The sequence below is a fragment of the Micromonospora sp. NPDC049359 genome, assembly GCF_044466585.1.
Taxonomy (GTDB): Bacteria; Actinomycetota; Actinomycetes; order Mycobacteriales; family Micromonosporaceae; genus Micromonospora.
Genome location: NZ_JBITMW010000007.1, coordinates 293,593 through 316,167 on the forward strand (window position 1 = coordinate 293,593; position 22,575 = coordinate 316,167).

Annotated in this window: 18 protein-coding genes; 3 read left to right on the forward strand and 15 right to left on the reverse strand. The window is 70.5% G+C overall.

Annotated features, from left to right (window positions below):
- Positions 1 to 47: 47 nt before the first annotated feature.
- The 5 genes from ACIBTX_RS18595 to ACIBTX_RS18615 all read right to left on the reverse strand — a co-directional run bounded on the left by ACIBTX_RS18595 (position 48) and on the right by ACIBTX_RS18615 (position 3,299).
- Complete coding sequence (locus ACIBTX_RS18595) at positions 48 to 1,292, reverse strand: hypothetical protein (RefSeq protein ID WP_357121006.1); 1,245 nt, start codon at positions 1,290 to 1,292, stop codon at positions 48 to 50.
- Between the two features lie 12 nt (positions 1,293 to 1,304).
- Positions 1,305 to 2,009, reverse strand: a complete 705-nt coding sequence (locus ACIBTX_RS18600; RefSeq protein WP_357121003.1) for a hypothetical protein — start codon at positions 2,007 to 2,009, stop codon at positions 1,305 to 1,307.
- 31 nt (positions 2,010 to 2,040) lie between these two features.
- Complete coding sequence (locus tag ACIBTX_RS18605; RefSeq protein WP_357121000.1) at positions 2,041 to 2,361, reverse strand: hypothetical protein; 321 nt, start codon at positions 2,359 to 2,361, stop codon at positions 2,041 to 2,043.
- An 81-nt stretch (positions 2,362 to 2,442) separates the two neighbouring features.
- On the reverse strand, positions 2,443 to 2,754 hold the full coding sequence (locus ACIBTX_RS18610) for a hypothetical protein (RefSeq protein ID WP_357120997.1): 312 nt from the start codon (positions 2,752 to 2,754) through the stop codon (positions 2,443 to 2,445).
- A 5-nt stretch (positions 2,755 to 2,759) separates the two neighbouring features.
- Positions 2,760 to 3,299, reverse strand: a complete 540-nt coding sequence (locus ACIBTX_RS18615) for a DUF6668 family protein (RefSeq protein WP_357120994.1) — start codon at positions 3,297 to 3,299, stop codon at positions 2,760 to 2,762.
- A gap of 216 nt (positions 3,300 to 3,515) precedes the next feature.
- Between ACIBTX_RS18615 and ACIBTX_RS18620 the strand changes: the two genes are divergently transcribed.
- On the forward strand, positions 3,516 to 4,295 hold the full coding sequence (locus ACIBTX_RS18620; RefSeq protein ID WP_357120991.1) for a lytic transglycosylase domain-containing protein: 780 nt from the start codon (positions 3,516 to 3,518) through the stop codon (positions 4,293 to 4,295).
- A 25-nt stretch (positions 4,296 to 4,320) separates the two neighbouring features.
- Here ACIBTX_RS18620 and ACIBTX_RS18625 read toward each other — a convergent pair whose 3' ends face one another.
- The 4 genes from ACIBTX_RS18625 to ACIBTX_RS18640 form a co-directional block, all read right to left on the reverse strand.
- Positions 4,321 to 5,085: a hypothetical protein gene (locus ACIBTX_RS18625; RefSeq protein ID WP_396832771.1), complete on the reverse strand. Its 765-nt coding sequence runs from the start codon at positions 5,083 to 5,085 to the stop codon at positions 4,321 to 4,323.
- 75 nt (positions 5,086 to 5,160) lie between these two features.
- Complete coding sequence (locus tag ACIBTX_RS18630; RefSeq protein WP_357120985.1) at positions 5,161 to 5,928, reverse strand: zf-HC2 domain-containing protein; 768 nt, start codon at positions 5,926 to 5,928, stop codon at positions 5,161 to 5,163.
- Between the two features lie 100 nt (positions 5,929 to 6,028).
- Positions 6,029 to 6,598: a sigma-70 family RNA polymerase sigma factor gene (locus ACIBTX_RS18635; protein ID WP_363659841.1), complete on the reverse strand. Its 570-nt coding sequence runs from the start codon at positions 6,596 to 6,598 to the stop codon at positions 6,029 to 6,031.
- Between the two features lie 174 nt (positions 6,599 to 6,772).
- Positions 6,773 to 8,452 (reverse strand): beta-1,3-glucanase family protein, encoded by a 1,680-nt coding sequence (locus ACIBTX_RS18640; protein ID WP_396832772.1) that lies wholly within the window; start codon positions 8,450 to 8,452, stop codon positions 6,773 to 6,775.
- Positions 8,453 to 8,658: 206 nt separating this feature from the next.
- Here ACIBTX_RS18640 and ACIBTX_RS18645 point away from each other — a divergent pair, with 206 nt between their 5' ends.
- Positions 8,659 to 10,233 (forward strand): ricin-type beta-trefoil lectin domain protein, encoded by a 1,575-nt coding sequence (locus ACIBTX_RS18645; RefSeq protein ID WP_396832773.1) that lies wholly within the window; start codon positions 8,659 to 8,661, stop codon positions 10,231 to 10,233.
- 52 nt (positions 10,234 to 10,285) lie between these two features.
- Here ACIBTX_RS18645 and ACIBTX_RS18650 read toward each other — a convergent pair whose 3' ends face one another.
- On the reverse strand, positions 10,286 to 11,755 hold the full coding sequence (locus ACIBTX_RS18650) for a S8 family serine peptidase (protein WP_396832774.1): 1,470 nt from the start codon (positions 11,753 to 11,755) through the stop codon (positions 10,286 to 10,288).
- 265 nt (positions 11,756 to 12,020) lie between these two features.
- On the opposite strand from ACIBTX_RS18650, the gene ACIBTX_RS18655 reads away from it, so the two are divergent.
- A complete protein-coding gene (locus ACIBTX_RS18655) occupies positions 12,021 to 14,033 on the forward strand; it encodes a hypothetical protein (protein ID WP_357172066.1) in 2,013 nt (670 codons plus the stop codon).
- Here the strand turns inward: ACIBTX_RS18655 and ACIBTX_RS18660 are convergent.
- From ACIBTX_RS18660 to ACIBTX_RS18680, 5 genes are all read right to left on the reverse strand, one after another.
- Complete coding sequence (locus ACIBTX_RS18660; RefSeq protein ID WP_396832775.1) at positions 13,964 to 15,532, reverse strand: hypothetical protein; 1,569 nt, start codon at positions 15,530 to 15,532, stop codon at positions 13,964 to 13,966. The two genes, ACIBTX_RS18655 and ACIBTX_RS18660, sit on opposite strands and share 70 nt — an antisense overlap.
- A 273-nt stretch (positions 15,533 to 15,805) precedes the next feature.
- A complete protein-coding gene (locus ACIBTX_RS18665; protein WP_357172064.1) occupies positions 15,806 to 16,477 on the reverse strand; it encodes a hypothetical protein in 672 nt (223 codons plus the stop codon).
- Between the two features lie 294 nt (positions 16,478 to 16,771).
- Positions 16,772 to 18,415 (reverse strand): lectin, encoded by a 1,644-nt coding sequence (locus ACIBTX_RS18670; protein WP_357120964.1) that lies wholly within the window; start codon positions 18,413 to 18,415, stop codon positions 16,772 to 16,774.
- Between the two features lie 373 nt (positions 18,416 to 18,788).
- Positions 18,789 to 19,871, reverse strand: a complete 1,083-nt coding sequence (locus ACIBTX_RS18675) for a hypothetical protein (protein WP_357396570.1) — start codon at positions 19,869 to 19,871, stop codon at positions 18,789 to 18,791.
- An 83-nt stretch (positions 19,872 to 19,954) separates the two neighbouring features.
- Positions 19,955 to 22,456 carry an ATP-binding protein gene (locus ACIBTX_RS18680; protein WP_396832776.1) on the reverse strand — a complete coding sequence of 834 codons (2,502 nt, stop codon included), beginning with the start codon at positions 22,454 to 22,456 and terminating at the stop codon, positions 19,955 to 19,957.
- Between the last annotated feature and the right edge of the window lie 119 nt (positions 22,457 to 22,575).

Below are 22,575 nucleotides of genomic sequence, written 5' to 3' on the forward strand. Positions count from 1 at the left end.
CAGCGGGGACGCCGCCCGGCGGTGGCCCTTGCGACGCTCGGGCGCCGTCACTGGTTGTGTCCGGCGTTGCCGTCGGCGCCGTCCACGGCGCCCGTCACGATGGCCCTGCCGTGCCGGCCGGCGCGGACCGCCGCGTCGGTGGCGGCCCCGGCGACGGTGCCCGCCGCCCGGACCGCGCTGGCCCCGCTGCTCCCGCTACTGCCCGAAGCGCCCTGGTTGCCCCGCTGGCCCTGGTTACCCCGCTGGCCCTGGTCGCCGTTGGACCCGGGGGCTCCACCGGCCCCCTGGCTACCGGAGGGGCCGCGTCCTCCGCCTCCACCCTGGGAGGATCCTGCCCCGCGCGCGCCGGACGGCCCGCTCTCGCCGCCGTAGGACATCGCGGAGCCGGCGACCTTCTTCGCTCCGGACGCGACTCCGCCCACGACGGACGAGGCGACGGCGCCGGACGGATCGCCGGTGCCGAGGGCCGCCGTGGCCGGCACAATGATCTTCAGTAGGGCGGGCATCGCGATCGCGGACAGCAGCAGCACGCCGACGCCCGCGATCCGCATATGGACGAGGCTGGTCCGATTGCCTTCGGCGATCATCGCGGAGCCGGAGAACATGATCAGACCGACGGCCGGCTTGTAGATGAGCCAGGCGATCAGCCAGCCGAGGTGTTTGCGCCACCACCCGGTGCCCCAGTTCGTCATGGAGGCGGCAGCCGCCATCGGCAGCGTGCCGAGCAGCATGGTCACCACGCCCAGGCGGATGTAGAGCATGAGAACGTGCACGATTGCCGAGAGGAGCAACAGGAAGGCGAGAAACAGCAGGAGAAAGGCCTCCATGGTGGTTCCCAGGCCGATACACGGGACACTCTTGACGAGGTTGAGCGCCGCGCTGGAATAGAGGTGGTCGGAGTAGTCGTCGGAGAGTTTCGCGGCATTGGCGGCGACGTACGTGCCGGCGCCCGCGACCAGGATGACCCGCAGGAAGCCCTGGATCGCGACCCGCCCGGCTTCACCACGCCGGTCGAGCGCCATCTTGGCCGCGGCGAAGAGCACCGATCCGATCGCCAGGTAGGTGACGACCCACTGGACCTGATCACTGATCTGCCCCGGGACGCCGGCGTTGTTCTCGCTGAAGCCGGGACCGAGGGTCGGCACCGACTCGCTCAGCTCGCCGAAGATCTTGATCGCGGCGGCCAGGATGATGTTCGCCACGATCCGCATCAGCGTCCCGATCGGGTCGCCGAGAAAGTCGAAGAAGCCCGTGCCGCCGCTGTCGAGCGCGTCTCCGGGAGCGCAGTCCATGTCGCCCAACCCTCACTTCGTCCACATGGTGAAACCGGCGTTCGCCAGGACCGTCTCCGACGGCGTGCGCACCTCGCCGACCCGGGATGGCTGGATCTTCCAGTCGCCGGCATCCCACCGCAGTTCGACGTCGGTCGAGACGTGTTGCCCAGCCGTGGTCTGGACGAGCAATCGCACCAGCGCGGCCTCCGGCGAATACGTCACGACGCGGTAGCCGACATAGCTGCCGTGCCCTCCGCCCGCGCCGGGCGTGGCGAAGCCGAGGCGTCCCGCCAGGACGTCGCGGCCGGTTCCCGCCATCACCTGGTGCTCCACGGTGGCCCGCCAACCCCGCTCGCCGAGTTGGGTCGGCACCACGTGCGCCGCCAACACCGCCCCCATCGGGGTGTGCGCGAAACACCGCAGAACCTGCCCGTCAACCTCTCTCGGGCCGTCGCTCGCGGAGGTCGGTATCCGTTTCCCGCTCTCCAGAACCTGCCAGGTCAGGTCCTCGGGGGGCAGGCTCGACGTCGGTGCCGCCGGTGTCCCGGAGCCGCACGGTGGCCTGGTCGTCTCGCCACCCGTGGCAAGCCCTACCGACTCCCCGTCCCGGCCCGTCAGGCCGATGGCCGCGGCGAGCAGGGCGGAACCCACGATGAACGCGGCCGACAGGATCCACCCCTGTTGCCGCCAGAACGGCGGATCCTCATCGGAGCGTCGTCTGCCGCTACCGAACATGATGCGTCTCTCCCGTGTCAGCCGGTCGACGTCAGAGGAAGAAGTCCGCGAGTGGACCAGCGGCGGAGACCAGGATGCAGCCGCCGAGCACCATGCCGAGCCGCGACATGTGCTCCGAGCTCTCGCCGCGCTTCATCGAGATGGCCATCATGACCCCGGTGATCAGCACCCCGGCGGTACCGGCGGCGGTACCGGCCCAGGCGATCAGACCGAGCAACTTGTCCACGAGATCCTTCAGTTGACCCGGCGCCCCGGGCTTGGGGTCGAAGACGCCCGCGACCGGCCTGGGGAGTTCCGGCACGCGGACGGAGATGGAGGCGGCGAGGACGTAGGGAAGATCCATCAGGTTCATGGGGTGCGTCTCCTTGAGGCGTAGGCCACCGATGTGACCGCATAGGTGGGACTCAACTCGTATGAAAAGGTAGAAAACGGCTCAGAGTCCAAGGTCGCCGAACCAGGTCACCAGCGGCCCCGCGCTGGCCCCGAGCAGGCAGGCGAACATGACGATGGTGAAGCCGCGGAAGTGTTCGCTCTCCTCACCCGGGGTGCCTCGATTCAGCTGAAGCATCATCAGGATGCCGACGATCATCAGTCCCGCGACGCTGGTGGCCGTGACCGCCCAGGCGAGCAGGTTGAGCAGGGGCTCCAGCCCGCCGCTTCCCAGCGGGTCGTACTGGGGCAGCGGCGCGAGCGAGGGCATCGGTTCCCGCTGCGGCACCGGCATGCCCCGCGGTGCGACGTTCACCTGGATCACCCCTTGCGCCCGGGTAGCTCACGATCGGCACCGACGACACCGGCCAGGCCGAACAACTCTTTCGGCAGCTGTCTGGGTGGGATCCCCAGACGCCAGGCAGGCATCCACGGCACCCGGTGCACCGGGGCGATCGACCGCAGCACCCGGATCCGGCGCGCGAGCGGAAGGGGCAGCCGACCGGGCGCGTCCGCCACCAACACCAGACCGATCAGCCGCATGGCGGCCGGATGCCGGCCCTCGCGCAACGCGTTCAGCGCCCGTCCGGCGGCACCCATCCCCTCGGCGTTGGTCCGTGCCACCAGCATCACCTTCGCCGGCTCCCCGAGCGCGGCGTCCGGCCAGCGGCAGCCGAGGTCGATCCCGCCGAGCATCCGGGTGAGCGTGGTGGTCCCGGCGCCGCCGTGCGCCGCTATCCACCCGATCCCCTGCTCGGAAAGGGCCCACTGCGGGGTCACGACGTCGCCGTAGGCCCCGGCGTGACCGGCCGCTCCCAGCGGCACCCGCCGTGCCGCGTCGACCGCTGATGGAACGCCCATCCGAATCACCACCCTCTTCCTGTCCGCACCGCTCTCGACGTCCGATGCCATCGGTCCGGTTGGTATTCGGGCCGCCGCCGTTGAACCAGGCGCTGCTTGGTCCCGTTGGACCGGCGACCCCGGACCGGATGACGGACGCCTCTACGGCGGACCTCAGCCCCCGGTTCAAGGCGGGTTCGACATTTTTCGTGCACGACAACCCCGAGGGAGAGGGACATGAGCGGTTCGAGCGCGAAGGACGGTGGCTCGCAGAAGAGCACGGCCGTCCTGGTCGGCGCGGCGATCGCGACAGCCACGACCTGTCTGATGGGCGGCCCGGTCGTCGTTGTCGTCGTCGCCGGGGCGGTGCTCATCATCGGCGGGCTCGGCGTCCTGCTGTTCCCACTGATCGTGCTGATCATCCTGTTCACCGGCCCCGGCGGCAGCGACAGCGGCGACGCCTGGGACCGGGCCGACGAGTCGCTGGCCGCGTTCCAGGGCGACGGCAAGGGAACGCTGGACCGGACGCAGGTGCCGGTGTCCCTGGCCGACACGATCGAGGACGCGGGTGCCATCTGCACCTCGATCGGCCCGATCGTGATCGCGGCGCAGATCGAGGTCGAATCGCGCTGGGATGGCGCCAAGGTCGGCGCGGACGGTGAGGTGGGCATCTCCCAACTGCCACCCGCCGTCTTCACCCGGTACGGCAAGGACACCGACAAGAACGACAAGACGTCCGCCCTCGACCAGAAGGACTCGATCATGGCGCAGGGCCGGTACCTCTGCGCCCTGGCCGACGAGGCGCAGAGCCTCATCGACAGCAAGCAGGCGATCGGCAGCGCGCTCGACCTGGCCCTTGTCGCGTACGACCAGGGCATGGACGCCGTGCGGGAGGCAGGTGGGATCCCCGCGACGGCCCAGGCCCAGGGTTACCTGGCAAAGGTGCGGGCCCGTTTCGGCCAGTACCAGGGCCTCGGTGGCCCACCGCCGTCCTTCCCGTCCGCCAGCCCGACCTGAGTCACCACGCGATCCGGACGCGCGCTCACAGCCCCGCTGAAGTGGCCCGTCGTTGCTGGCGCGGCAGGTGTGCCGGGCTATTCGGCTCTGCCCGGCCGGAATCGTGGTCCGGTCCGCCGGCTCGATCGGCCCGCAACGACGGCATGGCCGCGATGTCCGCCAGCGGCGGGCCGGGCCGGGCGGATGGGATCGGGTACTCCCGACGTTCGATCCTGAGCTGCGGGAGGTGCCTGGACACGCCGTCGAGGTTCCCGCTCGACGAGAGTCGCCGTAGGACCGGGCTCTGGTCGAGCAGCTCACCGAGACGGTTGCTCGTACGCCGATAGAGATCGCTGCGGGGATCGATGCTGCTCAGGTCCGGCAGATTCCGCAGATCGGTCGGGAGCCCGTCAGAGCGGTCCGATCTCGCGTCCAGTTCCTTCAGCCAACGCCTCACCTTCCGGGCGGTACGCACGAGAAGGTTGAGGAATTCGTCGTGCCATTGAACGTGCGCCGCCGACCCGACGGGCGGGGCTGTCGGCGCGGTGGACGGAACACCGGCGGCGGCGTCCCGCGCCGGTGTCTCCAGTGGAAGGCGCCCCATGCGTTCCTTGACGATCCCGATCGCCTCAACCACGTCGTCGGACGGCGGTTGGCCAGCAGCCTCGCGCCTGGCCCAGAGCTTGTGCAGCTCATTGCCGAGGGTCACGAGCGCCAGAGCTTCCACCTCGACCTCGATCGGGTCGCGCGGCCGGTCATGGTGCTGACCGGCTCGCGAGCCACGCGGATCGGGTGCGTTTACCTCGGGCATGGCGGTACCTCCGGAGAGCTTCGGGTTCTGTTGTCCGGAGCTCTACGGCTCACCCCTGGCGCGGGTTCACCTCGTTCAGCGGGGAGAGCCGGCGCCGCGAGTGATCGGAGCGGTGACGACGCCGACGCCGTCGCTGGTCCCGACGGTGATGAACGCCAGCTCGTCGATCGGCAACGCGGTCTCGCCGGTCACCTTCTGCGGGCCGTTCGACGCCAACCAGTCCCGTACCGTGTGGGTGACCCCGTCGCGGGTCACCGCGTAGAGCCGATAGCGCAGGCCCGGTCGCAGGCCCGTGACGGTGATCCGGATCGTGGAGTGGTCGCTGTCGTCGGCGGTGACCAGGACGGAGAGGCTCGCGCCGTAGGCGGGCGCTTCACCCGAGGCGGTCAGCGTCGGCTCGGGGTCGCCCCGCCCGTTGACCACGACGACCCCACCGGCCAGGGCCAGGGCCAGAACCGCGGCGGCCGCACCGCCCCAGATCCGGATGCGACGACGACGTGCGCCGCCGCGATCGTTGGTCGGGCCGCGATCCGGGCGGGCACCCGCCGGCCGATCCCCGCCGGGCCGCGCGCCGGTGGGTCGAGCCGACCCGGCCGGGTCACCGCCCGATCGCGCGGCGGGGTTCGGCGGCGGGTCCGCCGCCACCGGCAGCTCCCAGTCGACGTCCGCCAGACCGGCCAGGCCGCTGGTCGAGGCCCCGACCTCAGTCGCCTCGTTCAGGCAGCGCCAACACCCAGCCAGATGCTCCTCGAACGCGACACGGTCGGCCTCGTCGAGGGCGCCGAGCAGGTAGAGCGCCAGCCTCGACTGCTCGTCGGTGGCATGCTCACCGCCTGGACCCATCCCGCTTCTCCTCAACGCGTCGACACCGCACCAGGTGGTGGCATCCCGGGACCGCTTGCGTGCTGGTCGACAGGCCAGGCTCGGAACGGCCGGGCCGGGATCACGACGACTCCGTCGAGCCGATCGCCGCGTGCAGCGCGCGAACCGCATAGTACGTCCGGGATTTTACCGTACCCTCGGGTATCCCGAGGCGCTCCGCCGCCTCGGCGATGGAAGCCCCCTTGTAGTACATCTCGATCAGCACCTGCCGATGCTCCGGACTGATCTGCTTCAGGGCCACCTGCACGGTGTGGTTGCTCACCACGCGATCCATCACGTCCTCGGCCGAGGAGACCCGGTTGAGGTCCGGCAGGTTGATCTCCTGCGGACGTGACTGCCGCGACCGGATCGCGTCGATGGCCACGTGCCGGGCGACCGTGTACAACCACGGGGCGATCCTCTGCGGGTCGGTGGCGAGCATGTCCAGGTTCCGCCAGGTACGCAGAAACGTCTCCTGCACCAGATCCTCGGCCAGTTCCCGCTGGCCGAGGACGAGCCGGGTGAGGAACCGCAACAGCGGGACCCGGTGCTCCTCGAAGATCTGCCGCATCAGGGCTTCGGCGGCGGAAGGGCCACTGGCGGCGGAGTCCCCAGCCCACGGACCGAGCGCTTCGTTGTGCACCGCCGACACAGACCGCCTCCCCTGACGCACGGGTAGGACCCGCACGACCACACCGGCGCCTCGCCCGCTTTCGACCGGACGCTCTCCGGGGAGGATAGCCGTACCCGCCAGTCGGCGTGTTTCGGCTACGAGACGATTGAGAGCGACCGGCCGCCGGTGGGGATCCACAGAGGATTGTCCGTGTCACCGTCCGAAGCGCAACCACCTGATGTTCAGGTACTCCTGGGGCTGCCCGCTGGCGAAGGTGAGGAACACGTCGTGCCGGCCGGTGACCGCCGCCATGTTCCCCGGGATGGTCAACCACCGCTGCCAACCACCGGTGCTGGCCACCGCGATGGTTCCGATCGGCGGACTCGTCTCGCTGTCCAGGCGTACCTGGATCAGCCCGGAGAGCCCCAGGTCGGCGCCAGAGGCGACCCGGACGACGAACTGCGTCATCGGCCGGTCGCCGAACTCGACCCCGTGGTAGGCGACCCAGTCACCGTTGGCGATGGAACAGAGGTTCTCGCCGCCCTCGCCGCAGGGCTCTCGGCGTACACCCTGCTCGCGGTCGAAACCGGACGCGGCGATCTCCTGATCGGCGACGCGGACCTGACCACCGGCGGTCCCGGCCGCGACGGCCACTCCCGCCGCGGCCGTCGGGGCCGGGGCCGGCACCGCCGCGGGCGGGGGCTGCGCGATCGGGTACGACGCCTCGCCGCCGGCGAACGGGGTGAGGGTGACGGTCACCTCCCGGGGCGTCGAATCCTGGATGTACGAGGCGTCCCCGACGATGTCGTCGTACGGGAAGCCGTACACCCGACCGTTCGCGGAGTGGTTGTGCAGGATCCGGGAGTAGTGGTTGGTCACCGAGTGCTGGTAGAAGGCCGCTCGGTCGTCGACGGGTTGGAACGGCCGGTCCAGCACCGACCGGTTGAACCCGGCGGCCAGCGCCGCGGCCACCTTTCCGCTCGCGTCATTGGGCCTGCTGAACGTGCCGTTGCACATGAGCACGTCCATCGTGGTCGGCCGGTCGAAGGCGCCGATCCCGCCGTCGAAGTGCATCCTCCCGTCGTCGCCCACCCGACCGGTGAAGGCGCCGAACTCGTTGGAGACACGCAGGTCGGTGCCACGGTACCGATCCCACACCTCGGCGATGTAGCCGTCGAAGTAGGTGGGCGAGAAGCGACCCGCGACGATGCCGTGACCCGGCGCGATGACGCGAAGCCCGTCTCCGATGATCAGCCGCTCATACCCGGGTTGCCGTGCCACCTCCGCGAAGATCGCGTCTCGGCCGCCGTCGGTGAGCTTCCCGGCGGTGTGTTCTCCCGCGCCGACCAGCCGCGTCGCGATCGGGATGCTGAACATGTCGACCATCGTGGTGTTGCAGTGCATGCCGTTCGGGTTGTAGGTGAACTCCCAGAAATCCCAGAGCACCCCGAAGTTCGGATCGCTCTCGACGGACCCCGCCGGCTCCTGCAACATCGGCCTTCCGCCGCCGTCGACCACCTTGAATCGCAGCCGCCCGTCGATCGAAAAGTAGATCCGTCCACCGTCGAGCATCGGCAGGACGAACGGAGTGGCGCCCTCCTCGGCGAGGGGGACGGCGATGTCCAGGAACCCGTCCGTGCCGTTGTCCGCGAACGAGGCGGGGGTGAACCTTCCCGGGCTCCTGACGTAGCCCATCTCCCTGGTGACGGGGTCGTACCCGGTGATGTACATGTGGATCGAGGAGTTCGCGTAGCGACCGGTACTGTTGACCACGGTCAGCGGCAGTCCACCTTCGGCCCTGGCTCGCGCCAGTAACGGTGTCGCCACCAGCGGCACACCCACCACCGCCGCACCGGCGACCCCCAGTCCGAGCATCTTTCGTCTGGTCAGCAACGGACACACCTCCATCGATCGGCATGCTGGACGGTGGGGCGCAGCGAGGCGCGAACCGTCGAAGACAGCCACGTCCACGGTCCCGACCCCCCTCCGGTTCAATCGCCGAGGAGACAAAATTTGATGGATTCGTGGTCGTGCGGTGAACATATGCGGCAGCTGATCCGTCACGACAGTGATGTCGCCCCGCCGAAAGGGATGGCCCCGTGACAACCGACCCCCGCACCATCCGGCCCTGGTTCGGCCGGACACCGCGCCGAATCGTGGCCGTCGCCGCAGCTGCCCTGGCCGTCGTCTGCGCGGCGATCGCCGCGATCGGCTGGGGCGTCGCCTCGGCCCGCGACCAGCTGATCGGCGGACCGGTCTCCGACGAACAGGCCGCGGTCATCGTGGCCGCCGCCCGTTCCTGCCCGATGCTGAGCCCGGCCCGGCTCGCCGGCCAGCTCATGGCCGAGTCGAAACTGGCCTGGAGCGCGACGGAGACCGCCTCCGGAGGCACGGGCATCGCCGGACTCGACAACCAGGACTGGAAACTCTGGAAGCCGTGGCCGGACGCGGAACGCTCCGACGGGGCCGCGAACATCGTCGCACTGGCTCACCAGGTGTGCGACTACAGCGGCAAGCTGCGCCTCGCCAACGTCTCCGGTGACTCGTGGCGGCTGTCGGTCGCCGCCTTCCACAGCGGCCTGGAGTCGGTGACCACGGCCGGCGCGGTGCCGCCGGACGCGGTCGACTACGTCGACCAGGTCAGCGGCTACGCCGCGTACTACGGGAAGCGGACCCATCTCGGCGGGCCCGGTGGCGTCGCGCCGACCGGGCCGGAGGTGGACGCCAAGGGAGTCCCGAACGAGTACGTCGATCTGCTCCTGCGGGCCGGCTCGGTCTGCCCGGCCGTGACTCCCCCGGCGGTCGCGGCGCAGCTGATGGCGCTCTCCAGGTTCGACCCGAACCTGCTCGGGCCCGCCGGCCAGCGGGGAATCGCACAGTTCCTTCCCGAGGTGTGGCAGGCGTACGGGCCAAGCGACGCCTCCGCCTGGGAGCCCGCCGTCGCGATCCCGGCCGTCGGCACCGCCATGTGCGCGATGGCCGGCGAACTGTCCCCCCTTGAGGGCGACCCCTACCTGCTCGCGCTCGCCGCCTACCGCAGCGGCCCGACCGCGGTGCGGCAGAGCGGCGGCGTCCTCGACGGCGACACCAAGGCCTTCCTGAAGTCGGTCAAGTCACTCACCGACTTCTACGCGCTCGACGGGCGGCTGGTGGTCGGCGTCAAGCCGGCCCCGTCCACGCCCGCGCCACCGTCGGTGACCCCTGCCGCGCCGACGCCGGCCGGTCCGGGCACGCCGACCCCGACGGCCGGCGATCCGCCGGCCCCGCCGACGCCCTCCAAGCGGCCCGTCCGTCCCGTCGGCGCAAAGCAGCTCTACCACCCGATGAGCAAGCTCTGCGTCAGCACCGGCGGGACCGTCGGGGGGACCCGGCTGACCTTGAAGACGTGCGACAACGACGACCCGACCCAGTGGTGGGTGGTACTCGCCGACGGAACGTTCCGCGCCTCGGGCCTCTGCATGGACGTGCAGGAGGGCGCCAACAAGGACGGGGCGGCCGTCATGGCCGCCACCTGCAACGGAAGCCCCACCCAGGTGTGGCGGATGAACAGCAAGGGCGGCGTTCTCAACCTGCACATCCTCAAGGCGCTGGATGCGAACGTGAACGTGCCGAACAAGCCGCTGCTCGTCTGGACCTTCGTGGAGAACCGCGAGCAGCAGTGGGCCTGGCGCTGACGAACGGCCCGGGTACGCGGCTCGTCCGCGTACCCGGGCCGTGCCTGCTCCGCTATCCGATCGCGCGGCGCCGGAAGCGGATCGCGAAGACAAGACCGATCGCGGCGACCAGCCCGAGGCCGAGGAGGACGGCGAGCGCGGTCCCACCGCCGCCCCCCGCGTTCTGCTCGCCGGACACCTGCCGCTCCTCGTCGAGCTTCTTGGCCACGGAGGCAGCCGGATTGATCATTCCGGCGCCATATCGGGCGTCCCCGTTCTCCATCGCGTCGGCCGTACTCCGAATGCGTTCCTTCACCTGAACGGCAGTCAGGTCGGGGTAGGCCGCCCGGACGAGCGCCGCTTGACCGGCCACGAACGCCACCGCGAACCGGGTACCCGTGTTGCTCATCACCCCGGTGCCACTGATCCCGAGACTCGCCACCTCGACCCCCGGAGCGACGACCTCCACTGTCCCCTGCTGGTACTCCTCGGCGAGCTGCCCATCGGCGCCGACACCACCGGCCAGGAGCAGCGCACCGGTCGCGGACCGCTCAGAGCCCGATGGGGCGGTGACCGGTTTCGTCGGCGCCCCCGCCACCACGACCACGTCGTGGTTCAACGCCGTGGTGATGGACGCCGCCACCGTGGGGGCTCCGAGGTCGACGTCGGCGCCCAGCGCGACGACCGAGGCGCCGGCGCTGACCGCCACCTCGATGGCGTTCGAGGCGTCCATGGCCCGACTGCTCGCGGAGGGCCCCAGCATCCGGATGGGCAGGATCGTGGCGTCGGGCGCGATGCCGACGGGAGTCTTGTCGGCGCTGGTGGAAGCGCTCGCGGCGATGATGGACGCCATCGCGGTGCCGGTACCGAGGCAGTCGGTATCACCCCGGCCGTTCCCGGCGGTGACGTCCGCGCCGACGGCAACCCGACCATTGAGCTGCGGGAGCTTGCCGTCCACACCGGAGTCGACCACGGCAACCATGACACCGTTGCCCCGGCTCATATCCCAGGCGCCGTCGGCCGCCAGCCGCAGCTGGGCCCAGTTGGATCGGCTGCTCGACCCGGCGGTGGCGGTGCACCCGGAAGGCGCGCCGCTGCCGTTCGGTGGCCCGCTCGGCGAAGCGCCCGGGCCGGGTCCGGCCGAGGGCGACGTGGTGACCGGCGGCTTCGGGGCGGTCCGGGACGGCTTCGGGCCGGGCCGGGAGGGCTTCGGGCCGGGCGGGAGCTGGCCATACTGCACGCCCTCACCTGCTGCGTCCCACGGAAGCACCAGGCGCCAGCCGGGGTTGAGCTTGGCCGGATCGGTCAGCCCCGCGCCGTCGGCCTGGACACGCCCCGCGTTCAGGTTGTAGATCTCCGCCGACCGTTCGCCGCTACCGAGGAAGCGCACCGAGATCTCGGTCAGGTTCTCCGGCTGCCCCTGGTGCTCCGCCGCGACCACGTAGAACTTGACATATGCCTGCGGGTCCGGGGTGGGCGCCTGAGCCGCAGCCGCTCCCGCCGCCGCCACGAGCACGCAGCAGGCAGTCGCAACGACCGCCATCAGGCGTGCAAGGGTTGGACGCTTCGCTAGCACTGATGTCCTCCTTCAATCGCCGAGCCCGATCGCCTCGGCTGTCACCGTCTATTGCGGATCAGCGGCCGGTTGGTTCAAATCAATCTGAACCGAAGTTTCATCAACTTCGTGGTGTGGGCAGATCTGGTGTCGGCGGACCGAGGGTACCGAGAGCGCGGTGTGCGGTGGATCGCGGCTGGCCGCCCCGATCCCGGCGGGCACGAAGGCAGAGTGGATGGATGGTGGTGAGCGCATGAACCCGGTGACACCGACGATCGACGCGGGCATCGACGAGCTGCCGGCCACCCGACGGTTTGACCCGCGCAGACACCTGCGGATCGCCGGCCTGTTCGACCTCTGGCTGGAGCCGGGGCCCGAAGGCGGGCTGGTGGTGCCGACCGAGCCCAGCGTGCCGCTCAATGCGCGAGGCATCACCGACCTGGTCCGACGATCCGGTGAGGCCGCGCACGACGTCCGGATCCTGACCAGCGACGGCACCCGCAACAGGGACCTGTTCAGCGAGGTCGCCGGCCTGCTCGGACATGACGTGCTCGTGAGCCCCGACGGCGCCGACGTCCGACACCGGTACCGGCGCCAGGAGAACGCGGAGGGTGGCCCGCTGCACGCGGTACCGCTGGACCGGGTCACCCGCCGCAGCATGGACTGGGTCGTGATCCAACCGCCGGACCTCGCCACCCCGCTGCCCGGCTGGTTCGCAGTCGACCGGGGTGTGGTCCGTCCCCGTACCGGTCTGGTCGGCCTCCCGCTGCCGGCCGGACTCGCCCTCGCCACCCGGGCCGACTTCGTGACCCGTCGCGCCATCGCACACCAGCTCACTGCCACATCGGACGGACTGGTCACCGTCGCCGTCACGGCGCGGGCAGAGGGATTCCTCGTCGGGGATTACGGCGGGACCCAGACGGTGCACGGTGGTGAGCAACTCGCCGCCCTCCTCGGCGACCTTCCGCTGTACGGCAGTGACCTGCGGCTCTGGGTCACCTGGCCGTCAGATCCGCAGGAGCAGCGGGGCCTCGCCGAGCAGGCACGGGACCTCGCCGAGCAGACCGGCGCCACGGTCTGGACACCGGCGCCGGGCGGCAGCGCCGAGCTGGTCGACGGTGGCCGCGACCTCCGCGCGCTCGACCCCGCCGGAAACGCCGGTGAGTGGCACGCGTACCGGCCCGGATCCGCCGCCGGCCCGTTGGCACTGCGTGCGACGCCGGACGGTCTCCTCGTGCCGGCGCTGGCCCGCGTCCGCATCACGGTGTCCCCGCGGCTCGCGCTGCCCGCCTCCACGCCGGCGGATCAGCCGGATTCGGCGCACGATCCGGTCACCGTACCGGCCACGGCCCTTGATCGCCCCGCCCTGATCACCGAGAGTCGTCGGGCCCCGGTGTACGGCCCCGCGTGGCTTCCACCCGGGCAGCAGGTCAACGCCGAAGAGTTCGAGGCGTTCGTCGTCTGCCCCGTGGACCCCGCCCGCGCGGTCGCCGAGGGCGTGCAGAGCGCCGAGCTCTTCCTGACCGCCCTCCTGGACCCGGGTGCCGTGCCGAACGACACCTACCTGCTGCGGGTACGCGTCGCGCCCGGAGGCGCGATCCCCATGACGACGCTCCGCTCGCACATACCCGCGCGTCTGCAGCATCTGCGCGGAGTCAACGACGCCTATCTGCTGCCGGCGGGACGGCTGGACCGGGTGTCCCCGCTCAGCGGATTCCGCACCTACCGGTTCGGCCGGCTCCTTCCAACGACCGACTGCGCAGACGGACCGCTGCGAATCCACTGCTCTTCCCGGTACCGGACGATCGCCGGCCTGCCCAACGATGTCCGCCGCTGGCCCGGTGTCGGCAGCCGGCGGGCGTACGCCCTCGTACCGGCGTCGGGCAGCCGCCTGCCACGCGGCTGGCTGCGTCTGCACCGCAAGGCCCCGCCGGCCCGGCCGGGCCGGCTCCTGCTGGAGGTCCGGGTGCCCCGGGGCCGCACGATCGACGTCACGTCGACGGCCGAGATGCTCGCCCCGCTCACCCGGCTGCGGAGCCAGGCCGAGCGGCTCCGGGCCGCCGGGGTGGAGCTGATCGTGGGCAGCCGCTCGTACGAGCGTGTCCAGGTCCGCCGCGTGTACCGCGCAGAGGAGCACGCCTGGCGGCGCGTGCCGGGGACCGTGACCGGGCCGCTCCCGGCCGTACTCAGCCAGGTTCAGCCTCCGTCCCCCACCCGAACCGACCACCGGCCGCCGGGGATCGGACCGACCACGACCGGCACGTAGCGACCGCCTGTCGCTGCGGCGAGCCCGCGCATGTCGTCCGCCGCGCCTGCCGGCAGGCCAGCGACGAAGATCACGCACGGATCCGGCGGCCCCTCGCCCGGAGGTGGCGGTGACGGCAGGCCGGGCAGCGTCTCGTAGCCGTTCAGGTCCACCGCGCCGAGCGCTTCACCGACCACGGCGACCCGGACGCCCTCGGAGTGGAGTCGTCGGGCGAGTGCGGTGGCCAGCCGCTGGCAAACGTCGAGGGCCCCGACAACCGTGAGGACGTCGGGTACCTGGCCGAGATCGACGTGGAGCCGCCACGGGCCCTGCCTGCCCAGCACCAGCGGCACGGTTGCCGGGGGCGCCGGTTCCGTTTCGCCGAGCCAGGCGTAGGCGGGTGTCTCCCGACGCTTCGCTGCTCCGACCAGTCGGACGTGCACGGGACCTTCCTCGCTGAGCAGATCGGCCCGCAGATAGGGCACCTCGCCCGGGGCCAGAGCCGCCGGCCGCGACCCCACTGCCCGCGGCTCTGCCGGCAGCGGCTCTGCTCGTAGCGGCTCTGCTGGCAGCGGCTCTGCTCGTAGCGGCTCTGCTGCCCGCGACTCTGCTCGTAGCGGCTCTGCTGCCCGCGACTCTGCCGGCAGCGACTCTGCCGGCAGCGGCTCCAGTGCCTGCGGCTCTGACGGCAAGGCGGTTGGCGTCGGAGTACGTGGCGGCGGCACGGTTCGCGATGGCGGCAGGGGCCACGACGGGCTGGACGGCGGGGACGCACGAGGCGGCGCGGGCGTTTCCTGCGGTAGCGGGGCTGCGGCAGTCGCGCCGTCAACGGTGTCGGTAGCGACCTCGGCGGGGGCCGGGGTGTGGTGTCGCTCCGGCGGCCACGGGCCGGTGTCGTCGAGCGCAGCCGTGCGCAACCGGTACCCGCCCCGACGCAGCGTCAGCACGGCGAACATGGCGAGCACTATCGCGAGGATGCCGGCACCACCCCTGACCAGGAGGGGCGCGAACCGACCAGCGTCGGGGTTGCCGGAGGCCCGTGGGGCGGCGGCGCTCTCCGTCACCGCCGGGGCCGGCGTCGGGGACCGGGCGACGGCGCTGGACGCCGTAGAACTGGGTTTCACCGCAGTGGTGCTCGGCTTGGGCGCCGCAGCGCTCCCGCCGGGTGGCGAGGACTTCACCCCGATCGTCGGCAGCGCTCCACTGCGCACCCCGGATCCCCTGGCGTCGCGCGGCAGCACGAGAAGCCAGCCGGGTCGCAACTCGACGCCGTCGGTGAAGGTGCCGCCGTCGGGCTGCTTTCTGCCGATGTTGAGCTGCGTGATCTCCCGGAACCGGTTGCCGTTACCAAGGGTACGCAGGGCGATGTCGTACAGGTACTCCCGCTGGCCGTTCACCGGCGGTCCGACCACGTAGTACCTTCCTGTCTCGTCCGGTGCCGCAACCGCCGGTACCGTCGGCGCGGTCAGCACCAGACCGACCATCAGCAGCACCGTCGCCAGCGCTTTCCGCATCAACACCGCTGCCCTCCACGCCCTCGCATCATCGCCATCCTTCCGTCCCGGCCCCCTTCTACGCAGCGGCGTCCGGGAGGTTCAACCACCCAGCGGATTCGACCGGGCCGGTCCATCGTGGACGGAAGTAGGTGGTTCGAGCCCGACCTTGGTCGCCCGGGGGGATGAGCAGACACTGCGCGCCCGGAGTATCAAGCAGTGAGAAGCACAGATGGCGTTTCGCGAACGGTGATCACGGCCCGGTTGCGCGGGATCGCCGCCCCTGGCATCGCGACGCCGTCACCAGTCCTGCCCCGCCTCGATGGATATGTCGCCCGCGGACCGATATCCGTGGAAGCCACCGACTGCGGCGCCCAGCGTCAGACCGAAGAGCCCTCCGATCCACCCGTGCAGCCAGACGATCAACAGGACGATCGGGTAGGTCGGCAGCGCCATGAACACCAGCCACACCACTGGAACGATCATGAAAGCGCCGTTGCCCATTCCGCGGAACGCGAAGCCCAGGACCACAGACCCGATCTTCGTCTTGACCAGCAGTCCGACGATGGCGACGCTGACCGCCACGAGCACCCCCTGGACCAGAGCGTCCGTTGCGTTGGGAAAGCGCTCCAGTAGCCAACCGCCCACCGGGGCGACCAGGATCGCGGCCAGCGGCATGGCGACGATTGTCATGAGCACCGCCACCACCGCCGCGCCGGCGACAGACCAGGCGACGCGCGAGACAGCGACCCCCAGGCCACGTAGAACGCCCCGCTCGTGCTCGATCGCGACGACGACGGGCCCCAGTCCCAGAAAGTACGCGGCGAGCGTGACGCCGACCCAGCCGGCATAGCCCGCGCCGCTGCCGAACACCCAACCGGCCACGCCACCAACCATCGACCCGAGCACGGCGCCGACCATCTCCGTCAGGCCCCAATGACGGTTGATCATCGCTTTCGCTACTCGTCGCATCCGGGTCATCATGAATCCGGATGTCAACTGATACGAACCTGAGCGTTACCGTCCGCGACAACCGGGCCCGAGCCGTGGCACTTTGGTGTTCCGGAACAGTCCTCCCGGACGGCGGGCCGGGTGCCGCCCACCCCGGGCTCCCGGACCATCCATGCCCCGACAGATCCACGGCGTTCGCCGAAGGCCTGCACACTCGGCGTGCTGGACGGCCGGACACGTGCCAGCCTGACGAGGCAGCCGTAACGACGGTCCTGGCCCGCGACACCCGCTCTGCCACAGGCCAGGACCGCGCCCCTAGACGAGGTCGAAGGACTCCCACGGGCCGATCGCCGTGCGATTCGCGATCAGCGCCCCGGCGCCGGCGTCCTCCGCGCAGACGTACCTGCCGTTCGCGGCGCTGCGGAAACTGACGCTGCCGTCCGGGTTCGTCACCTTCGTGAACGTCTCCCAGCCGCCGATCGCGTCGCGGTCGGCCACCAACGCCGCCGCGCCGGCCTGCTCCGCGCAGACGTACCTGCCGGTCCTGCTGGATCGAAGGGCCACCAGTCCGCCACCGGCGTCGACGACGGTGAACGTCTCCGACGCCGAGGTCAGCGAGGCGACCAACGGCGAGCCCCCGACGAAGCGGCCGTTGGCCCGGGACCGGATGCCGACGGCGGCGGGCGCGGTCGGAGTGGAGCCGAGCACCGGTGCGGTCGGCCGGGTGGGGGTCAGCGCGATCGCGCCCTTGAGCATCCGACCACCGTCACCGCTGAGCCGCAGGTAGTAGTCCGCCGAGCACTTCGTGCCGTCCTCGTCCAACGGCAGGAACTTCGAGCCGACCGGGACGAACGCGGCGGTCTCGGCCGTCTTGGCGATCTGGTTGCCCTCGTTGTACTCGTCGAACATCGAGATGTAGATCGCCGGCGCGCCGGCCCTGATCACGTTGTAGAACTGCCGCCACATGAAGTCGCCGTGCGCACGCTGACGCTCCTGCAGGTCACCGGGGAGCACGCAGGGCTGGTAGTCGATGCCGTGCGCCACGCAGTCCTGCACGTCGGGCAGCGTGACGTTCGTGTAGAACCAGTCCGACCCGGCCACGTCGCCGATCCGGCCCACCATCCACGGCGAGATCATGTCGTACGCGTGGTAGACGTCGGAGAAGCCGGACCGCGAGTCGCCGTTGCTGTCGCCGCTGCGCCAGTGCGTCGGCGTACCACCCATGACGTACACGCCCTGCGCCTTGAACCAGTTGATGACGTCCAGGCAGACCGGGGCGCTCCACGGATGGTTGCTGTCGTTGAAGCCGAATCCCCAGATGCCGACGACGGGCTTGCCGTTCTGCCTGGCGTACGCCGGGGAGACCGTGTACGCCTTCATCTTGCTCGTCCAGTCGTCCTTGATCTGCTGCTGCATGTCCGTCCAGCCGCTGACGTCGTACATGATGTAGAACTTGCGGCCGAACTCCTCGGCCGCGTTGCGGACCTTGATCGTGACGGCGTCGCGGATCGGGCCCTCTCCGCCGACCGGGTTGAAGCGCTGCAGCGCGGCGGTGTCCAGCCCGTTCTCCCGCATCCAGCGGAAGTGGGTGTCCACGGTCTGCTGGTCGTAGGACGAGAACAGCGAGGCGGGCTGCCCGTTGCCCAGGTTCTGGTATCCGGTCTTGTACACCCGGTCGTAGTCGCGCACGTCCGGCCACGACTTGAGCGCCTCGTTGACGGGCGAGGGGGTCTTCTGCCAGTCCTGGCCGTAGTGCCACCAGCCCGACAGCGGGCTTCCGTCGCCGGCCCCGGTGAACCACCCCTGGTAGCCGACGGTGATCTTTCCGACCACGTCGCCGGGCGGGCTGACCGCGGCGGCGGCGGGACCGGCCGTCAGGGCGTCGAGCGAGACGCCGGCGACGGTGGCCGCGGTGCCGGCCATCGCGGAGCCGAGCAGGGTACGGCGGGACAGCCTCATGACAGTGGCCACTTTCCTCAGGGGACGTTTCGCCCGGATCGTGGAGCTGAGGGTGATCCGGACGAGATGAGGTTAGTGAGCCGGTTTGCCGAGCATCAAGCGGAGCGGAAGAACTTCAAAGAACCTTAAGAGTACGAGGATCGTCGACGGCCGGAGCCGGCGCTGGGCGGTCGTCACGGGGCATCGGCGGGTGCGACACCGAAGGTGATCCGGATCATCGCGTCAGCACCGAACTTGTCGTGCGCCACGAGCATCTCCGTATGTGGAGGGTCCCCGGGGCGATATGCCGGAAGGCTCGGCCGTACGTGCCGACTCCGGGCAGGTCGATCCGTCTCGACGATCGACCTGCCCGGAGTCGGCACAACCGGGAGATTCAGGCGTTGACCTGGGCCCGCTGGGCACGGTCGTAGAGCGGCTTGGTGATCGCCGAGGTGAACTGGGGGCCGATCAGATGGCGGGTGCATCCCTCGTCATCGAACTCGCACGCCTGGTGTGCGGCGTCGAAGTAGTCGGCCCAGGTGTTGACGCCCACGACGGCCCCCAGGCCGGACAGGGGATCGAATCTCGCCAGGCGAGGACCGCCACTGGAGCCGCCGCCCATCACGCAGGCAGCACCCCACTGGCCCTTCGGAGTGGGCCAGTCGGCGGTACCGGGATGCTCCCACGCCGGACCCGTGCAGTAGGCGAGCCGCCGACCGGTGTACTCCGCAAGACCCTTCCTGGCCGGGTCCGAGGCGGAGCGTGGGTAGCCGAACTGGTAAACGACCTGCCCGCCGGGCAGGTCGAAGCCGACGCTCTGCGCGACCCCGACCACGTCCTGCACGCGCCGGCCACGCTCGTCCTTGTTGAGGACCACGAAGGCCTGGTCGTACGAGTCGAATCTCGGGTCCTGGCCATCGTTCTGCGTCCAGGCTGAGTCGACGACCCCGACGCGCCCGACGAACCTGCCGTACGGTGCCCGGCCCTCCCGATAGCCGGGTACGAACATCACATGCGTCGCCCACTCGCCGTTCTCGCCGAGGAGGTCGGTGCTGTGGACGCAGTGCCCCGCCGTCACGACGGCGCTCCGGTTGGCGCTGTCGACAACGGTCGCCGTGCAACTGGAGTCTTCGCCCTGGCTGGTGAAGAAGAGCCGGCCCACCGTCGGCACCACGGCGTTGGACCGGGTCCAGGGAGCACCGTCCGGTCCACTCGTCGAAGGACTGCCCGACAGCGGCTCGTTCAGCGCCGCGAGCCGCTCCGACGTCCAGTAGTCGAGGACCGCCTGTCGCTCGGCGACGGTCATCGCCTGCTCGTGGGTCGCCACGCTCGTCGCCTTGGCAACCGTCGATGAGACAGGCGCGGCGGCGGCCGCGCTCGGTACGGAGATGGCGGTGCCGAGGACAAGCATGGCCGACGTGAGCATGATCGGGGCGCGTCGGCCCGCGCCCAGCCGGCGGCGTTCTGGTGTCGTCATGCGCGACAACCTACGGATCGAGTGTCAGGAACCCGTCAGGAAGCGTTGAGGATGTCCCTGCGATGAGATCCGGACGGCGCTCCTCACCTCGTCGAGGCGCGGGGTTCGGCTTGAGGGCCGAGTCTGGTGCGGATGGCGGCGGCGTCGGGGTGCTGGAGTTCGTCGAGGATGGCCAGGGCGTGTTGCCAGGCTTCGTGGGCGGCAGCGGTGTCGCCGATGGTGTGGTGGGTGTCGCCGAGGCGGGTGAGGGTCTGGGCCTCGTGGAGACGGTTGCCGAGGTCGTGGAACAGGGTGCGGGCGTTGTGGTAGCAGGTGATGGCCTCGGTGTGGTGCCCCAGTTGGTGGTGGGCGTGGCCGAGGGTGTCCCAGGTGTTGGCCTGTCCGGTCTGGTTGTCCAGCTTCTGGTTCAGGGTGAGGGCTTGGCGGGCGGCGGTGAGGGCCTGCTCATTCTCGCCGAGCAGGGTGTGGCACCAACCGATTCCGTTAAGTGCCCTGCCCTCTCCGACCAGGTCCCCGGCTGCCTGGAACAGGGCGAGGGCGAGGCTGGCGTGGTGGAGGGCTTGGCGGGCATCTCCCTGCCGATCCCACATCCGCCCCAGGCTGAGGTGGGTGTGCCCCTGCCCGGCACGGTCGCCGGTCTGGACGCCCATCTCGAGCGCGTGTCGTAGCTGGGAATGAGCGTCGTCGAAACGTCGCAGAGCGATATAGGTGTCGGCGAGCAGGCTGTGGGTGTTCAGCCGTGCGACCGGATCGCCGAGTCGGCGGGCGGCGGCGACCGCGGTGCGTCCGGCGGCAGCCAGGTCGTGCCAGTGGCCCCGGCGGAGGAGGAAGGTGCGCAGGGTCCACGTGAGTTGCCAGGCGTGGGCGTCGAAGCCGGTGGTCGCGGCGTGTTCGATGGCGGCGAGCAGCACCAGGCGTTCGACGCTGAACCAGTGCATCGCCTGCCGGTCGTCGGTGAGCAGATGCGGGGAGACCTGCGGATCCGCCGGGATGAGGTCGATCGGGTGCCGGGTCGAATACAGCAGCCGGTCACCGGCGTGCGCGGTATGCAGATAGTGGTCCAGGAGTCGGGCGGTGGCACTGCGGCGATGCTGGTCGGTGTCGAGGGTGTGGGTCTGTTCGGTGGCGTAGGCGCGTAGCAGGTCGTGGAAGGTGTATCGGCCGGGGGCGTGTTCGGTGAGCAGGCTCGCCCGGATCAGCTCGGCCAGCAGCCGGCGGGTCTGCGCGGTGGTGTGCCCGGCGAGGTTGGCCGCCGCGGTGGCGTCGGTGTCGGGGCCGGGGTGCAGGCCGAGCAGGCGGAAGAGTCGGGCGGCGTCCGGGGTGAGGGTGGCGTAGGACCAGGAGAACACCGCCCGGACCTGGTGGGTGGGGTCTCCGGTGTCGAGGGTGTCGAGGCGTTGTTCGGCGTCGCGTAGCTCGGCGGCCAACGCGGCGAGTGGGAAGCGGGTCTGTTGGGCGCGGGCCGCGGCGATCGCCAATGCCAGCGGTAGCCGGGCGCACGCGGTGATGATGTGGTCGGTGGCGGTCGGGTCGGCGTTGACCCGGTCGGCGCCGATGCGGCGGACGAGGATCTCACGGGCTTCGTCGTAGGTCAGCACATCGAGCATCAGCGGGTGTGCGCCATGGGCGGCGATCAGGCCGGTCAGCGGGTTACGGCTCGTCACGAGGGCCAGGCAACTGCCGGCGGCTGGCAGCAGCAGGCGGACCTGCTCGACGTCGCGGGCATTGTCGAGCACGATCAACAGGTTCTTGTCGGCGATCAGGCTGCGGTACAGCCCGGCCTGGGCGTCCAACCCCTGTGGGATGCGTTCGCCGGGCACGCCAAGGGCGTCGACGATCCCGCGGATCGCCTCGGCCGGGTCCATCACCTGCCCGCTCGGATCGAAGCCGCGCAGGTTGACGTAGAGCTGCCCGTCGGGGAAGCGATGCGCGACGGTATGCGCCCAGTGCACCGCGAGGGCGGTCTTCCCGACCCCGGCGGTGCCGGACACCGCGGCGATCACCACCGCGGACGGCTCTGCGCCCGCGCCCCTGCTCAGGCCGTCAGGGAGCGCGTTGGCGTGGTCCACGGGCACAGAGCCGGCGGGCGCAGCAGACGAGGGCACGGAGAGAAGCCTGTCCAACTGGTCGAGGTCGTGGCGGCGGCCGGCGAAGACGGTGACGTCGGCGGGTAGCTGCGCAGGCACGACCGCCCGCCCACCCCGGCCCTGACGAGCGGACGCCTCCTCCGGGTCCGCCTCATCGTCGTGCTCGGCATCGGCGCGCCGCACGACGACCGGCCGCTCCAGGCGCTGGTAGCGGGCGTGCCACCTGTCGAGATCGAACGACTCAGCGGGTACGTCGATCCGATGCACCTGAGCCTGGCGGGCACAGGCGCTCACGAACGCCTCGACAGTTGCCCACCGCGGGACACCCGGCCCATTCAACAGATTGCCGACCGTCGAGGTCCGCAACACCAGACCCGCCCGGTCTGCGTGAGCGACCAGCGCCCGGTACGTGGGCCGGCGGACCAGGAAGAACAGCTGTTGAAGATCTGCCCGGAACGCTTCGACCGGGCCACCGCCAACACCATCGTCGCTTGTCACGTCCTTCACAGGACCACAAGAACAACGTGTACCGAAACCACCCAACCATGATTCGTATGTCCGATTTCCAGCTCCGTCCAGTTTGCAACTCCATCCAGTCTGGACCGCACCGGACAACC

Coding starts and splice junctions, on each gene's coding strand:
- ACIBTX_RS18595 (WP_357121006.1), bottom strand. CDS start 1,292: ATGGACTGCGCTCCCGGAGACGCGCTCGACAGCGGCGGCACGGGCTTC.
- ACIBTX_RS18600 (WP_357121003.1), bottom strand. CDS start 2,009: ATGTTCGGTAGCGGCAGACGACGCTCCGATGAGGATCCGCCGTTCTGG.
- ACIBTX_RS18605 (WP_357121000.1), bottom strand. CDS start 2,361: ATGAACCTGATGGATCTTCCCTACGTCCTCGCCGCCTCCATCTCCGTC.
- ACIBTX_RS18615 (WP_357120994.1), bottom strand. CDS start 3,299: ATGGGCGTTCCATCAGCGGTCGACGCGGCACGGCGGGTGCCGCTGGGA.
- ACIBTX_RS18620 (WP_357120991.1), top strand. CDS start 3,516: ATGAGCGGTTCGAGCGCGAAGGACGGTGGCTCGCAGAAGAGCACGGCC.
- ACIBTX_RS18625 (WP_396832771.1), bottom strand. CDS start 5,085: ATGCCCGAGGTAAACGCACCCGATCCGCGTGGCTCGCGAGCCGGTCAG.
- ACIBTX_RS18630 (WP_357120985.1), bottom strand. CDS start 5,928: ATGGGTCCAGGCGGTGAGCATGCCACCGACGAGCAGTCGAGGCTGGCG.
- ACIBTX_RS18650 (WP_396832774.1), bottom strand. CDS start 11,755: ATGGCGGTCGTTGCGACTGCCTGCTGCGTGCTCGTGGCGGCGGCGGGA.
- ACIBTX_RS18655 (WP_357172066.1), top strand. CDS start 12,021: ATGAACCCGGTGACACCGACGATCGACGCGGGCATCGACGAGCTGCCG.
- ACIBTX_RS18665 (WP_357172064.1), bottom strand. CDS start 16,477: ATGCGACGAGTAGCGAAAGCGATGATCAACCGTCATTGGGGCCTGACG.
- ACIBTX_RS18670 (WP_357120964.1), bottom strand. CDS start 18,415: ATGAGGCTGTCCCGCCGTACCCTGCTCGGCTCCGCGATGGCCGGCACC.
- ACIBTX_RS18675 (WP_357396570.1), bottom strand. CDS start 19,871: ATGACGACACCAGAACGCCGCCGGCTGGGCGCGGGCCGACGCGCCCCG.